Consider the following 13,435-nt stretch of genomic DNA (forward strand, 5'->3'; position numbering starts at 1 on the left):
GGTGGAGAAGGGCAGAAAGCCCGCCGTCAGGCTGACCGCTCGGGGCGCCATCGCGCTCGCCCTGGTCGCCACCCTGGCCGGCTACGTGCTGGCGGCGCTGCTCGGCGTCCAGCAGGTCGTCGGCGCGGCCTTCCTGGTGTCGAGCCTGCTGGGCGTGCTGCTGGTCAACCGGCGCGAGCTGCTGTCGCTGGTGGTCGCGCCCCCGCTGGTGTTCTTCTGCGCGACGCTCTTCGTCGAGCTCGGGCGGGCGCTCGGCTCGGTGTCGATCGTGCAGTCGCTGGCGCTCGGCCTCTACACGTCGCTGACCCGCGGCGCGCCGTGGCTGTTCGCCGGCTCGGCCGTCGTGCTCGGCGTGGCGCTGCGGCGCGGCCTGTGGGACAACGTACGCGACCTGCGGGCGGAGCTGAAGGCGGACGCGGAGGCGCCGCGCCCGCGGCAGCCGACGTTCGTGCCCGAGCCCGAGGGCTACTTCGAGCCCAAGGTCTACGGGACGCCGCGCGGCGAGGACTGACCGCTCCCCCGCCGCTCCGGCGACCCGGATTCAGGCTCAGGCTCGGGCGCGAAGGTCCTTGCGCAGCTCGTGGGGCAGGGCGAAGCGCATGCTCTCCTGCACCGGCTCGACCTCGGTGACGTCACCGAATCCGTGCTTGGCGAGACGCGTCAGCACCTCCTCGACCAGCTCCTCGGGCACCGACGCGCCGCTCGTGACGCCGACCGTGGTGACGCCCTCCAGCCACTCGTCGCGGATGAAGTCGGCGTTGTCGACGAGGTAGGAGGCGTCGGCGCCGTAGTCCTTCGCCACCTCGACCAGGCGCTTGGAGTTGGAGGAGTTCTCGGAGCCGACCACGATGACGAGCTGCGCCTCGGCGGCGATCTCCTTGACCGCGATCTGGCGGTTCTGGGTGGCGTAGCAGATGTCGTCGCTCGGCGGGTCGAGCAGGTTGGGGAAGCGCTGCTTGAGCCGGGTCACGGTCTCGGTGGTCTCGTCGACCGAGAGCGTGGTCTGCGACAGCCACACCAGCCGGCTCGGGTCCTTCACCTCGACCTGGTCGACGGCGTCGAGGCCGTCGACGAGCTGGATGTGCTGCGGCGCCTCGCCCGAGGTGCCCTCGACCTCCTCGTGGCCCTCGTGCCCGATCAGCAGGATCTCGTAGTCCTGGCCGGCGAACCGCTTGGCCTCGTTGTGCACCTTGGTGACCAGCGGGCAGGTGGCGTCGATGGTGCGCAGGTTGCGCTCCCTGGCCTCCTCGTGCACCGCGGGCGACACGCCGTGGGCCGAGAACACCACGATCGAGCCCTCGGGCACCTCCTCGGTCTCCTCGACGAAGATGGCGCCCCTGGCCTCGAGCGTTTTGACCACGTGCGTGTTGTGAACGATCTGCTTGCGGACGTAGATCGGGGCGCCGTACTGCTCCAGCGCCTTCTCGACCGCGACCACGGCTCGATCGACTCCGGCGCAGTAGCCCCGTGGCTTGGCTACGAGGACTCGGCGGGAAGAGGGGGTCTGGGGCTCCATACTTCTTATGCTACGTGGAGCGACCGTCTGGCCCGCCCCGTGCGTGCTAGCCCGCGGTTTGCCAGACTGGCCGTCCAATACTGACCTCCCAGGGAGACGTCATGTCCCTCAGCGACGTGATACGCAACATCGCTAAAACCGTCACCAACAAGGACGAGCTCAAGGAGAAGGCCAAAGACCTTCCGCTGCTCGTCATCCAGAACACGCTCAGCGCCGCCGGACAGGCGCTGCTGGTCGTCGACCGGGTGAAGAACTCGATCAAGGGCATCGGCGGCAAGGCGGAGCGCGAGGAGACGGACGAGTCGCGTCCCTCCGCCGCCGAGCAGATCGCCGCGGCGCCGGCCGTGAGCGAGGAGGACAAGCCGGCGCGCAAGGAGCCGGTCATCTTCGCGCCGCGTCCCGCCGCCGGTGAGACGAACGGCACCGCCAAGGCCAAGCCGGAGCCGGTCATCTTCGCGCCGTCCAAGCCGGCCGCGCAGCCCGAGCCCGCCGCGGAGCCCAAGGCGAAGGCCGAGCCGAAGACCGAGCCGAAGGCTGAGCCGACGACCGAGCCCACGACCGAGCCGACGACCGAGCCGAAGGCTGAGGACAAGCCCGTCGAGCGGGCCCCCGCGCCCGAGCCCGCCGCCAAGGTCGAGCCGGTCGCCGCGCCCGAGCCTGTCGCCGCCCCTGAGCCCACCGCCGCCTCTGAGCCCGTCGCCGCCCCTGAGCCTGCCGTCGCGCCTGAGCCCGCGGCCAAGGTCGAGCCGGTGTCCGTCGCCCCGGCCGAGCCCGCGGCCAACACCGCGGCCAACACTGTGGCCACCACCGTGGCCAACACCGTGGCCGAGCCCGAGGCCGCCACTGAGGAGCCGGTCGTCGGGGTGCCCGCGGCCGGGCTCGTGGAGCCGCTTCCCGGGTACGGCGAGCTGACCGTCGCGTCCCTGCGCGCCCGCATGCGCGGCAAGACCCCGGCCCAGATCGGCGACTTCCTCGCCTACGAGCGCGCCACCCAGGACCGCCCCGAAGTAGTGCGCATGTACGAGAACCGCCTCATCAAGCTGCAGGCCGGCGAGTAGACCGCACCGAGCCCGTAGTCTTCCGCCATGACCTCGAAGACCACACCGGAGTCCCCACTGCCGATCCGCACGGTCCTGCAAATGGTGGGCGGCTGGATCGGCAGACTCGGCACGGTGTGGGTCGAGGGCCAGATCACCGATCTGAGCACGCGCGGCGGCACGGTGTTCCTGACCCTGCGCGACCCGGTCGCCAACGTCTCCGCCAGGGTCACCGCTCCCCGGGGCGTCTACGAGGCGGCCGTGCCCAGGCCGGCCGACGGGGCCCGGGTGGTGCTGCAGGTGAAGCCCGACTTCTGGGTCAACAAGGGCACGTTCGCCTTCACGGCGCTGGAGATCCGCCCGGTCGGCGTGGGCGAGCTGCTGGTACGGCTGGAGCGGCTGAGGCAGCTCCTGGCGGCCGAGGGGCTGTTCAACGCCGACAGGAAGCGGCGGCTGCCGTTCCTGCCCGGCACGATCGGCCTGATCTGCGGCCGTGAGTCGGCGGCCGAGCGCGACGTGCTGGAGAACGCCCGCCGGCGCTGGCCCGCCGTGCGTTTCAAGGTCGAAGAGGTGGCCGTCCAGGGCCCGTACGCGGTGGGCGAGGTCACCGAGGCGCTGCGCAAGCTGGACGCGGACGCCGAGATCGAGGTCATCGTCGTCGCCAGGGGCGGCGGCTCGCTGGAGGACCTGCTGCCGTTCTCCGACGAGACGCTGGTCCGCGCGGTGGCCGCGTGCCGCACCCCGGTGGTGAGCGCGATCGGTCACGAGCAGGACAGCCCGCTGCTCGACCTGGTGGCCGACGTACGCGCGTCGACGCCCACCGACGCCGCCAAGAAGGTCGTGCCCGACGTGGGCGAGCAGCTCGCGCTGGTCCGGCAGCTCCGCGACCGGGGCCGCCGGGTGGTGACGGGCTGGCTCGACCGGGAGATGTCGTGGCTGACGTCGGCGCGTTCGCGGCCCGCGCTCGCCGATCCGGTGCGCGAGCTGGAACGCCGCGCCGAGCAGGTGGAGGCGCTGCGCGAGCGGGCCAGGCGCTCGCTGACCGGCTCGCTGGACCGCGCCGGCGACGATCTGGTGCACCTGCGGGCCCGCCTGGTCGCGCTGTCGCCCGCGGCGACCCTGGAGCGCGGCTACGCCATCGTGCAGCATCCGTCGGGCGAGGTGGTCCGCCTGGCGAGGGACGTCCCGCCCGGCTCGTCCCTGACGGTCCGTCTGTCCGACGACCGCCTGTCGGTGCGCACCGAGGGGTGAGCGCTCAGGCGCGGAGTGCCGCCTCGGCGAGCGCGGCGAGGCCCGCCTTGATCTGCCCGACGCTCATGCCCCGCTCCTCCCGCTGGTACGCGATCAGCCCGGCGTTGACCGGCGCGAGCAGCGCGTCGGCCAGGTAGGCGGCGTCCGCGTCCGGCCTGGCCTGGCCGACGAGCGTGGCCAGGTGGATGTGGTGCACCCGGTAGGGCCCGCCGTACCAGGGCTTGCCGCCCTTCTCCAGCAGCAGGAACAGCTCCTGCTGCGCGAGGACGCGATCGACCAGCGCGTCGAGGAACGCCGCGATCCGCTCCTCCGCGGGCGCGCCCGGCCCGAGCGGCGGCGGCCCGGAGAAGAACTCCGTCTGGAAGCGCCGCTCCCGCTCGTCCATGAGCGCGAAGACGAGCCCGCTGCGGTCGCCGAAGCGCCGGTAGACGGTGCCGACGCCGACGCCCGCCATCTTGGCCACCTCGTCGAGCGAGAGGCCGGCGGCGCCGCGTTCGGCGATGATCCGGGCCGTCGCGTCGATGATCTTCTGCCGGTTGCGCGCGGCGTCGGCCCGTTCGGGTTGGGGTTGCCCGAGTACGGGCAGGGAGGGGCGACCACGCATGGCCCGCAGCATACAGGTTGTAACCGGAGAGTTCTCCGGTTAGTCTTCCCAACCGGAGAACTCTCCGATTAAAAGGAGCCGAGGATGGCCAACGACTTCAACCAGCAGATCATCGACGAGTTCCGCGCCAACGGGGGGCGGGTCGGCGGCATGTTCGAGGGCTCGCCGCTGCTGCTGCTCACCACCACAGGCGCCCGGAGCGGCAGGCAGGTCACCACGCCGGTGATGTACCTGCCGGACGACGAGCGCTATGTGATCATCGCCTCGAACGCCGGCGCCGACACCCACCCGGCCTGGTACCACAACCTCCGGGCCCACCCGGTCGCCACCGTCGAGGTCGGCACGGAGACGTTCCAGGCCAAGGCCGTGCCCGTCGAGGGCGAGGAGCGCGACCAGCTCTACGCCCGCATGGTCGCCGTGGCCCCGCAGTTCGCCGACTACGAGCGCAAGACCAGCCGCCGCATCCCGGTGCTGGCGCTGAACCCCGAAAGCGCCTAGAACCCGGGGAGCGCCTAGAAGGGCGTGTCGTCGCCGTGGCCGGGCTCGGCGCGCCGCGCCATGGCGGCGGCGAGCTTGACCCGGGCCCCCTGGAGCCACTCCTCGCAGACGGCCGCCAGCCGCTCGCCGCGCTCCCAGAGCTCGATCGACTGCTCCAGGGTGAGCCCGCCGGTCTCCAAGCGTCGTACGACCTCGGTCAGCTCCTCGCGGGCCTGCTCGTATGAGGGCGTCTTCTCGTCTGCTGCTGCCACGGGAACCACCCTAGACGAGCCGGGACGGGCCCCCGACGGGCTAGGACGTCTTGGGCCGCTGCTGGAGCAGGCCCGCCAGCTCGGCCAGCTCCGGCCAGTCGGCCGTGCCGGTGACCACGAGCGTCACATCGGGCAGGACGCGCACCAGCGTGCGCTGGTTCTTGTCCTCGCGGAAACGCCGCTCCCAGGTCTGCCCGCCGATCTCCTGCGTGCCGACGGCCTTGTCGGAGTTGGCCATGCGGTTGGCGAACTCGGCCGCGGGCTTCTCGTCGCTCTGGGCGAACATCGCGTGCTCGCGCTTGGCGGTCGCGTAGCCGAGGTAAAGGACCTGGGCGCCGTTCTGGCCCTTGGCGATGCGGTTGCTGTTGGGCACCCAGTCGGCGGGGTCCTGGCGCGGCGCCCACACCTGGTAGGGGACGTCGTGGGAGAAGTTGGCGACGGTGATGGAGTAGTCGCGCCGCGGGATGTGCTCGTCCCGGCCCTGCGGCGCGATCAGCACGAATGCCGCCGCACCCGCCAGGCAGATGAAGAGCGCTACCGCGTAGCCGTAGAAGCCGTCCGTGAACCGTCGCACATTCGCCGAGGTTACCCGCTGGAGGAGGCGGTCGCCGAAGCGGCCGGGCGGATCTGCCCGATGATCGCGAGGACCTCCTCGGCGAGCGCCCGGTCGCCGGTGCGTACGACCTCCGAGACCGCCGCCGCCAGCGCGCCCGTGATCACCACGACCAGCGCGGACTCGTCCTCGAACAGGGCCGCGTTGAGCTGCGCCCACTTGCGCAGCCGGTCGCGCATGACCACCTCGAAGCCGGGCGGGCCGTCGCCGCGCAGGAACAGCGCGGCCAGCTCGCGCTCCTCCAGGCAGCCGTCGAGGTAGGCGCGGGCGGCGCTGACGAACACCCGCATGCGGTCGCTCTCGCCGGCGGCGCGGGCCTCCCTGGCCGCCTGCTTGGTGCGCTGCGACTGGCGGGCCTGCCACTCCTCGAAGAGCGTGAGGTAGAGGTCGGCCTTGCCGGAGAAGTGGTGGTAGAGACTGCCGACGCTGGCCTCCGCCCGGGACACCACGTCGGTCACGCCGGCTTCGGCGAAGCCCTTGGAGACGAAGATCTCCCTGGCCGCCGTGAGCAGCGCGCTGCGCGTCGCGGCCCCCCGCTCCGACGTGCGCGGCTGGGTCACGACGGGTTCCACTTCGCTCATACGCTCTCCTCCACGGCGCGACGCCCTGCTCCATGGTGAAGGCGAGATCCCTGCCGCGCACGTGAATGGCGCAAAATCCGTTCTCCGCCCCGCAGGCGCAGCTCGCAGCTTACCGACCGCGTACGACCGGGCCGAGAACCGAAGGCGGTACATCATCCGCCTCAAGCCGGGAAAAGTACGGCATCTACCATCGAGTGAGTCGTCTTCGAGGAGGCCAATGATGTCCGAGTCGGTCCCGGCGCCGCTCGCCACCAGCGAGCACGCCCCTGATCGCAACCTGGCGCTGGAGCTGGTCCGCGTCACCGAGGCCGCCGCCATGGCCGCCGCCCGCTGGGTCGGCAGAGGTGACAAGAACGGCGCCGACGGCGCGGCCGTGAACGCGATGCGCCAGCTCATCAACACCGTCTCCATGAACGGCGTGGTGGTCATCGGCGAGGGCGAGAAGGACCATGCGCCCATGCTGTTCAACGGCGAGCACGTCGGCGACGGCAGCGGCCCCGACTGCGACGTGGCCGTGGACCCGATCGACGGCACCCGGCTGACGGCGCTCGGCATGCCCGACGCGGTGTCGGTGATCGCGGTGAGCGAGCGCGGCTCGATGTACGACCCGTCGGCCGTGTTCTACATGGAGAAGCTGGTCACCGGCCCCGAGGCGGCCGACGTCGTGGACATCGACGCCCCCGTGTCGGCCAACATCCAGGCCGTGGCGCGGGCCAAGCACTGCTCGCCCTCCGACGTGACGGTGGTCGTGCTCGACCGGCCCCGGCACGAACGGCTGGTCAAGGAGATCAGGGAGACCGGGGCGCGGATCAAGTTCATCACCGACGGCGACGTGGCGGGCGCCATCATGGCGGCGCGCACCGGCACCGGCATCGACCTGATGCTCGGCATCGGCGGCACGCCGGAGGGCATCGTGGCGGCGTGCGCGCTCAAGTGCCTGGGAGGCGTGATCCAGGGCAAGCTGTGGCCGCGGGACGACGCCGAGCGGCAGCGGGCCATCGACGCCGGGCACGACCTCGGGCAGGTGCTCACCACCAACGACCTGGTCCGCTCCGACGACGTGTTCTTCGCCGCGACCGGCATCACCCAGGGCGAGCTCATGCAGGGCGTACGGTTCCGCGCCGGCGCGGCGATCACGCAGTCGCTGGTGATGCGCGGGCGGTCGGGGACCATCCGCAAGATCGAGAGCGAGCACCAGCTCTGGAAGCTGCGGGCCTACAGCGCCATCAACTTCGACACGGCCAGCTGAGCCTGCGGGTCCTAGGAGGGAGGGCGGGGCAGACTGAGAGCCGAGGGGTCAGCGGCGGCGTTTGCGGCGGGGTGGTTCCTTGACCTTGACCTCGCCCGCGAAGTTCGTCGTGCGGACCTCGACCACGGGCGCGCCGGGCTCGGTGGGCTGCTTGTTGAGCCGCACCGTCTTGCCCTTGGCGACCCTGATGACCTCGAGATCCTCGGGCACCTGGATCTCCAGCCCGCCGAAGACCAGCGTGGCGTTGATGACCACCCTGCTGTTCTGCAGGATGGCGTCGCGCAGGTCCAGCTTGGTGGTGCCGAACATGGCCGTCACCGTGAGCTCGGCGGGCACCACCCAGCGCCCGCCCCGCCGTTCCTGCTTGAAGATGGCCGAGACCGGGCGGCCGTCCAGGTTGAGCGGCTGCTGGTCGGCGGGCAGCAGGTCGGCGGTGAGCCCGGCGAGGTCGCCCAGCGTGCGCGCCGAGTAGAGCACGCCGAGGCGTTCCTCCAGCTCCTCCAGCGTGATCCGGCCGTCGGCGTGGGCGTCCTGGAGCACCTGCGCGATGCGTTCGCGGTCGGCGTCGGAGGCCCGCAGCTCGGACGGCGCCGGCAGACCGGCCGCGGCGGGCGGGCGCCGCGCGGAGACGAACTCCTCGGCCAGCCGCTCACCGACTTCCTGCAGCTTCGGCAACCAGGATCCCGCGCGTTCGTTCACATCTCCGACGATATCCCCCGCCGGGAGGTTTCGCTCGGCGCCATACGCCGGAATCATCACGCATTTCGCTCCGTTGATCTCGGCAAAGGCAGACGGAGGTGGGCGTGCATCGACCGGCACGATGGGGACTGGGCGCGGCCGGGGCGGGCGTGGTGCTGATCCTCGGTCTGGAGCTGACCAGTCTGGACGAGATCAACCCGATCAGGCGGACCATCAGCGAGCACGGCCTCGGTCCCGGCGGCTGGGTCTTCGGCCTCGGCGTGGGCCTGCTGGCGGCCGGTTCCGCGGCCATCGCCGTGTCGCTGGCCCGCAGGCGGCTGGCCGGGATCGTCGGCACGATCGCGCTGATGGGCTGGAGCGTGGGGCTGTTCCTGACGGCCTGGTTCGAGAAGCACGACTGGTCGGTGGGGCCGAGCATGAGCGGCAGCATCCACCGGGTGGGCAGCTTCGTGGCGTTCCTGTGCCTGCCGCTGGCGGCCGTGGTGATCGCCAGGCCCCGTTCGCGGGCGTGGCGGCGGGAGCGGTCGCGGGCCACGCCGGTCGCCTTCTGGCTCGGCGTCTGCTCGGTGCTGTGGGTCGCGGGCATCGGGACGATGATCTTCATCGGGGCGCAGGACGGGCTGCCGTGGTACCGGGTGATGCCGCTCGGGCTCGTGGAGCGGGGGCTGGCGGTCACCGAGGTGGCCGCGCTGCTCGCCCTCGGCGTGTGGGCGGCGGCCAAGCAGATCGACGCCGCCCCCTCTCAGCCGGAGCCCGCAGGGCGCAGCAGCGCGATGAGGTCGTCCACGTAACCCCTGAACACGGCGGTCATGTCCACCTGGTCGGGGTCGATGAGCCACTGCGTCTGGAGGCCGTCCATCATCGCGATCAGGCGGTCGGCGTGCGCCTCGGCGTCGATGCCCGGACGGAACTCGCCGCGTTCGACGCCCCTGCGCAGCGCCGCCGCGACCTGCGCGCGCAGCCGGCGGTAGCGCCGCCTGGCCCACTCGTGGCCGGGATGGCCGGGGGTCACGGCCTCGCCGCTGATCACCGAGAACAGTTGCACCAGGCCGGGCACCCTGGCGTTGTTGGCGACCACGTCCGCCAGGGCGCGCAGCGCGTCGATCCCGCCGGCGGCCTCGACGTCGAAGCGGCGTACGTCGAGCTCGTCGCGGTAGTCGAGCACCGCGAGGAGCAGGCGTTCCTTGCTGGTGAAGTGGTGGAGCAGGCCGGCCTGGGACAGCTCGACGCGCTCGGCCACGCGCGCCAGCGACGCGCCCCGGTAGCCGTGCTCGGCGAACTCCAGCAACGCGGCGGCCAGGATGCGCTCCTTGCGCGCCTCTCCCGCCGGGTAGCCCCGTCTCACGTCGGCACCCTATCCGCTGCTGATCTGCTTCTGGCGTGACCCCCTGGCGTGCGGCTAACCTGACTCCGCCTCACGTTTGATCTCCCCCCAATCAACATCAGGAGGCCGCCGTGCCGTCCCCGCGCGACCGCCAGGCCCGTGTGGCCACGTCCGCCGTCTTCGCCCTCCAAGGACTGTCGTTCGCCTCGCTGCTGGTCCAGGTCGCGAACCTGCAGACCAAGCATGGCATCGACGACGGCACGCTGACGCTGCTGCTGCTCATCGTGCCGGTGTTCGCGGGCGTCGGCAGCATGGCGGCCGGCACGTACGCCGCCCGGCACGGCAGCAGACCCCTGCTGCGCGTCGCCCAACCGGCGGTCGCCGTCGCCGTGGTCCTCGCCGGGCTCGCGCCGAACGTGCCGCTGCTGATACCGGTGCTGCTGGTGTTCGGGGTGTCGGTCGGCGCCGTGGACGCGGGCATGAACATGCAGGGCGTCGCGGTCGAACGCCGCTACGGCGTCCAGGTGCTCAACGGGTTCCACTGCGTGTGGAGCGTGCTCAGCCTGGCCGGGGCGCTGTGGGCGTCGGCCGCCTCCGGGCTGCCGCTGCACTGGATCATGGCGATCCCCATGGTAGTCGTCGTGGCCGGCTCGCTCTACGCCGGGCCCCGCCTGTGCACGAAGGAGGAGGAGCAGCCGGAGAGCGAGGTCTCGCCGCTCGGCGGCTCGCTCCCGTGGCGGCCGCTCATCCCGCTCTGCCTGGCCATGGCCTTCCTCTACATCGGCGACGCCTCGGTCTCCAACTTCAACACCGTCCTGATGAAGAACGAGCTGCACGCGAGCGCGAGCGTCATCCCGCTGGCGTACGCCGCCTACCAGGCCACGACGCTGGCCGTCCGGCTCGGCGGCGACGTGGCGGCCCGCCGCTGGGGGCCCGCCGCCATCGTCCGCATCGGCGCGGTGATCGCCACGGCCGGCTTCCTCGGCGTGGTGCTCGCACAGAACCAGGTGCTCGGCATCGTCGCGTTCGGCCTGACCGGGGTGGGGCTCGCGGTCGTCGGGCCGCAGTCGTTCTCGGCGGCCGGCAAGCTCGACCCGGCGGGCACCGGCGTGGCCATCGCCCGGGTCAACCTGTTCAACTACATCGGCTTCATCCTCGGCGCGGCCATGATCGGCGGCATCGCGGAGGCGGCGAACTACCGGGTGGCGTACGCGGCGCCGCTGGTGCTGGCGGCCGCGATCTTCCTGCTGGCGCCCGCCTTCCAGCCCAGGACCCCGGCCGCCGCGTGATCACAGGCCGGGGCGGGTGACCTCGGCCAGCTCGACGGGACGCCTCTCGCGCAGCGACAGGTCGGCGGCCTCGGCGACGTACAGGGCGGAGAGGGCGTCCAGGATGGTGCAGGGGTTCGGGGCGCCGGTCAGGAAGGCGTCGATCTCGCTGCGGTAGGCGTGCTCGAACCGGGTGACGAAGTCCGGCCAGGGCTCGTCGGGCTCCGGCAGGCCCTCGACGGTGCGGAGCGGCGCGCGCGGGCCGAGGCCGACCGCCTGCGTACGGCGGGTGCCGGCCAGCTCCATGCGCACGTCGTAGCCGGCGCCGTTGTAGCGGGAGCCCTGGAGGGTGGCGAGCGTGCCGTCGTCCAGCGTGAGCAGCGCCGTGCTGGTGTCGACGTCGCCGGCCTCGGCGAAGAACGCGGCCCCCCGGTTGGCCCCGGACGCGAACACCGAGACCACCTCGCGGCCGGTCACCCAGCGCAGCGCGTCGAAGTCGTGCACGTGGCAGTCGCGGAAGATCCCGCCGGACAGCGGCAGGTACGACGCCGGCGGCGGCGCGGGATCGGCCGTCACCAGGTGGACGCGGTGCAGCTCGCCCAGCTCCCCCGCGCGCAGCGCCGCCCGCGCCGCCGCGTACCCGGGGTCGAACCTGCGCTGGAAGCCGATCTGCACCCGATGCCCCTCGGCCGCCTCCAGCACCTTCAGCGTCTCGGCCACCGTGCCGGCCGCAGGCTTCTCGCAGAAGACCGGGATGCCCCGCGCGCAGGCCCTGAGTATCAGCTCGGCGTGGGTGCTGGTGGGGGTGGCGATGACGACGGCGTCCACGTCGAACGGGTCGCCCGGCTCGCCGTACGGCGTGCTGCGCACGGGGTCGGCGACGATCAGCTCGTCCACCAGCGGATGCGCGGCCAGGGTGGCGGCGTGGAAGGCGCCGATCCGGCCGAGGCCCAGCAGTCCCACACGCATGACGGCTCCAGAGACACGACGTGCTTTCTTTCTAGGCGAGGTGTCCGCCTCGGTCAATTTTTTGTCCTGACATTCGGACCTTCAATCCGTGGGCGACCTCCGCCGCCTGGTGCGCGGGCAGCCGGGCGAACCCCACCACCACGGCGGGCGGGCCCGCGAACTCCCGCATCGGCCCCACCGCCTCGGCCGACAGCCCGAGCTCGCGGGCCGCGCGCACCACTTCCTGCTCGGTCCAGCCGTCCGGGAGCTCCAGGTACACGTGCAGCCCCGCCTCGATGCCCTTGACCCGCACCTGGGGCAGCTCCTCGGACAGCGCCGCCACCAGGGCGTCCCTGCGGCGGCGGTACTCCCTGCGCATGCGCCGCAGATGCCGGTCGTAACCGCCGGTGCGCAGGAAGTGCGCGAGCGCGTACTGGTCGACGACCGGGGAGCCGAGGTCCAGCTCGCCGCGCGCCCGCCGGACCGCCTCGGCCAGCTCGGGCGGCGCGGCCACCCAGCCGAGCCGCAGCCCGGGGGCCAGCGCCTTGCTCACGCTGCCGGACAGGACCACCCGGTCCGGGGCGAGACCCTGGAGGCAGCCGACGGGGTCGCGGTCGAAACGGAACTCGGCGTCGTAGTCGTCCTCCAGGACGAACCGGTCGCCCGCGTGCGCCCACTCCACGAGCGCGGCGCGGCGCGACGGGGACAGGACCACGCCGGTCGGGAACTGGTGCGCGGGGGTGACCAGGGCCGCCCCGCCCGTCAGCCGGCGTACGTCCAGGCCCTCCTCGTCCACCGGCACCGGCACGAGCCGGGCGCCCGCGCGGCGCAGCAGCGGGACCTGGCCGAGGCTCGTCGGGTCCTCCACGGCGAGGCGCAGCTCGCGCTCCCGGCTCAGGACGTGCACCACCAGGCTGAGGCCCTGGGCGACGCCGCCGACGATGACCAGGTTCTCCGGGCGCACGTCGGCGGCCCGGACCCGGCGCAGGTAGCCGGCCAGCTCCTCGCGCAGCTCGGGCACACCGCCGGGGTCGCCGTAGTCGAGGGCGTCGGACGGCACGGTGGTCAGGACGTGGCGTACGGCGGCGAGCCAGCGCTGCCGGGGGAAATGGGCGAGATCGGGCGAGGTGGGGCGATGCCCGTAGTAACTCCGGCGGGTGGCGGCGACGCCCGCGCCCGGGTCGCGCGGGGCGGCGGCGGGCGGGGCGTCCCAGGCCAGGGCGGGCTGGGGCTTTTGCGGCGGAGCGGGTTGGAGGTTGTGGGGCGGAGCGGACCGAGGCTTGGGGGCCGGGGCGGGCTGGGGTGTGGGGGGCAGGGTGGGGTCGGGGGCGGTGGGGGTTCGCGGGGTGACGCGGGTGCCCGCGCCGACCCGCGACACCAGGAACCCCTCGGCGACGAGCTGCTCGTACGCCTCCACCACCACCCCTCTGGACACCTGGAGGTCGGCGGCGAGGTCGCGGGTGGCGGGCAGCCGGGTGCCGGGCGCGAGCCGCCCGCCCCGGATGGCGTCCCGCAACTCGGCAGCAATTTGCCCCGCTATTCCACCATTTTCCCGATTTATCTGGATATGCAGGTCGGCCACATTGGTCCTGTCTT

Annotated in this window: 16 protein-coding genes; 7 read left to right on the forward strand and 9 right to left on the reverse strand. The window is 72.5% G+C overall.

Going from position 1 to position 13,435, the window contains the following annotated elements; all coding sequences use genetic code 11:
• Position 1: 1 nt before the first annotated feature.
• Complete coding sequence (locus ABD292_RS23715) at positions 2 to 511, forward strand: DUF6542 domain-containing protein (protein WP_344210760.1); 510 nt, start codon at positions 2 to 4, stop codon at positions 509 to 511.
• Positions 512 to 547: 36 nt separating this feature from the next.
• Here the strand turns inward: ABD292_RS23715 and ABD292_RS23720 are convergent, their stop codons facing one another.
• Positions 548 to 1,516 (reverse strand): 4-hydroxy-3-methylbut-2-enyl diphosphate reductase, encoded by a 969-nt coding sequence (locus ABD292_RS23720; protein WP_344210762.1) that lies wholly within the window; start codon positions 1,514 to 1,516, stop codon positions 548 to 550.
• 101 nt (positions 1,517 to 1,617) lie between these two features.
• Between ABD292_RS23720 and ABD292_RS23725 the strand changes: the two genes are divergently transcribed.
• Complete coding sequence (locus tag ABD292_RS23725) at positions 1,618 to 2,574, forward strand: hypothetical protein (RefSeq protein WP_344210764.1); 957 nt, start codon at positions 1,618 to 1,620, stop codon at positions 2,572 to 2,574.
• Positions 2,575 to 2,601: 27 nt separating this feature from the next.
• Positions 2,602 to 3,804: an exodeoxyribonuclease VII large subunit gene (gene xseA, locus ABD292_RS23730; RefSeq protein ID WP_344210765.1), complete on the forward strand. Its 1,203-nt coding sequence runs from the start codon at positions 2,602 to 2,604 to the stop codon at positions 3,802 to 3,804.
• A gap of 4 nt (positions 3,805 to 3,808) precedes the next feature.
• Here xseA and ABD292_RS23735 read toward each other — a convergent pair whose 3' ends face one another.
• Positions 3,809 to 4,408, reverse strand: a complete 600-nt coding sequence (locus tag ABD292_RS23735) for a TetR/AcrR family transcriptional regulator (RefSeq protein ID WP_344210767.1) — start codon at positions 4,406 to 4,408, stop codon at positions 3,809 to 3,811.
• A gap of 84 nt (positions 4,409 to 4,492) precedes the next feature.
• On the opposite strand from ABD292_RS23735, the gene ABD292_RS23740 reads away from it, so the two are divergent.
• Positions 4,493 to 4,906, forward strand: a complete 414-nt coding sequence (locus ABD292_RS23740) for a nitroreductase family deazaflavin-dependent oxidoreductase (RefSeq protein WP_344210769.1) — start codon at positions 4,493 to 4,495, stop codon at positions 4,904 to 4,906.
• A gap of 14 nt (positions 4,907 to 4,920) precedes the next feature.
• Here the strand turns inward: ABD292_RS23740 and ABD292_RS23745 are convergent, their stop codons facing one another.
• From ABD292_RS23745 to ABD292_RS23755, 3 genes are read right to left on the reverse strand one after another with little or no spacing between them, the layout of a single operon-like run.
• The gene (locus ABD292_RS23745; RefSeq protein WP_020545112.1) at positions 4,921 to 5,157 is read right to left on the reverse strand and encodes an exodeoxyribonuclease VII small subunit; all 237 of its coding nucleotides are present in this window, start codon (positions 5,155 to 5,157) and stop codon (positions 4,921 to 4,923) included.
• A gap of 40 nt (positions 5,158 to 5,197) precedes the next feature.
• Positions 5,198 to 5,731, reverse strand: a complete 534-nt coding sequence (locus ABD292_RS23750) for a DUF4245 domain-containing protein (protein ID WP_344210772.1) — start codon at positions 5,729 to 5,731, stop codon at positions 5,198 to 5,200.
• Between the two features lie 11 nt (positions 5,732 to 5,742).
• On the reverse strand, positions 5,743 to 6,351 hold the full coding sequence (locus tag ABD292_RS23755) for a TetR/AcrR family transcriptional regulator (RefSeq protein WP_344210774.1): 609 nt from the start codon (positions 6,349 to 6,351) through the stop codon (positions 5,743 to 5,745).
• A 220-nt stretch (positions 6,352 to 6,571) separates the two neighbouring features.
• Here ABD292_RS23755 and glpX point away from each other — a divergent pair, with 220 nt between their 5' ends.
• Positions 6,572 to 7,600, forward strand: coding sequence for a class II fructose-bisphosphatase (gene glpX / locus ABD292_RS23760; RefSeq protein ID WP_344211640.1), 1,029 nt, complete (start codon positions 6,572 to 6,574; stop codon positions 7,598 to 7,600).
• A gap of 48 nt (positions 7,601 to 7,648) precedes the next feature.
• Here the strand turns inward: glpX and ABD292_RS23765 are convergent, their stop codons facing one another.
• Positions 7,649 to 8,299, reverse strand: coding sequence for a DUF1707 SHOCT-like domain-containing protein (locus ABD292_RS23765; RefSeq protein WP_344210776.1), 651 nt, complete (start codon positions 8,297 to 8,299; stop codon positions 7,649 to 7,651).
• Between the two features lie 104 nt (positions 8,300 to 8,403).
• On the opposite strand from ABD292_RS23765, the gene ABD292_RS23770 reads away from it, so the two are divergent.
• Entirely contained in the window at positions 8,404 to 9,090 is a 687-nt protein-coding gene (locus ABD292_RS23770) for a DUF998 domain-containing protein (RefSeq protein WP_344210778.1), read from the forward strand.
• On the opposite strand, the gene ABD292_RS23775 is transcribed toward ABD292_RS23770, so the two are convergent.
• Complete coding sequence (locus ABD292_RS23775; RefSeq protein ID WP_344210780.1) at positions 9,042 to 9,644, reverse strand: TetR/AcrR family transcriptional regulator; 603 nt, start codon at positions 9,642 to 9,644, stop codon at positions 9,042 to 9,044. The two genes, ABD292_RS23770 and ABD292_RS23775, sit on opposite strands and share 49 nt — an antisense overlap.
• Before the next feature lie 110 nt (positions 9,645 to 9,754).
• Between ABD292_RS23775 and ABD292_RS23780 the strand changes: the two genes are divergently transcribed.
• Entirely contained in the window at positions 9,755 to 10,912 is a 1,158-nt protein-coding gene (locus tag ABD292_RS23780) for an MFS transporter (protein WP_344210782.1), read from the forward strand.
• Here the strand turns inward: ABD292_RS23780 and ABD292_RS23785 are convergent, their stop codons facing one another.
• Positions 10,913 to 11,860, reverse strand: coding sequence for a Gfo/Idh/MocA family protein (locus ABD292_RS23785; protein ID WP_344210784.1), 948 nt, complete (start codon positions 11,858 to 11,860; stop codon positions 10,913 to 10,915).
• 31 nt (positions 11,861 to 11,891) lie between these two features.
• Positions 11,892 to 13,421 (reverse strand): MocR-like pyridoxine biosynthesis transcription factor PdxR, encoded by a 1,530-nt coding sequence (pdxR, locus tag ABD292_RS23790; protein ID WP_344210786.1) that lies wholly within the window; start codon positions 13,419 to 13,421, stop codon positions 11,892 to 11,894.
• Positions 13,422 to 13,435: the final 14 nt, after the last annotated feature.

The organism is Nonomuraea bangladeshensis (assembly GCF_039529455.1).
Classification (GTDB): domain Bacteria; phylum Actinomycetota; class Actinomycetes; order Streptosporangiales; family Streptosporangiaceae; genus Nonomuraea; species Nonomuraea bangladeshensis.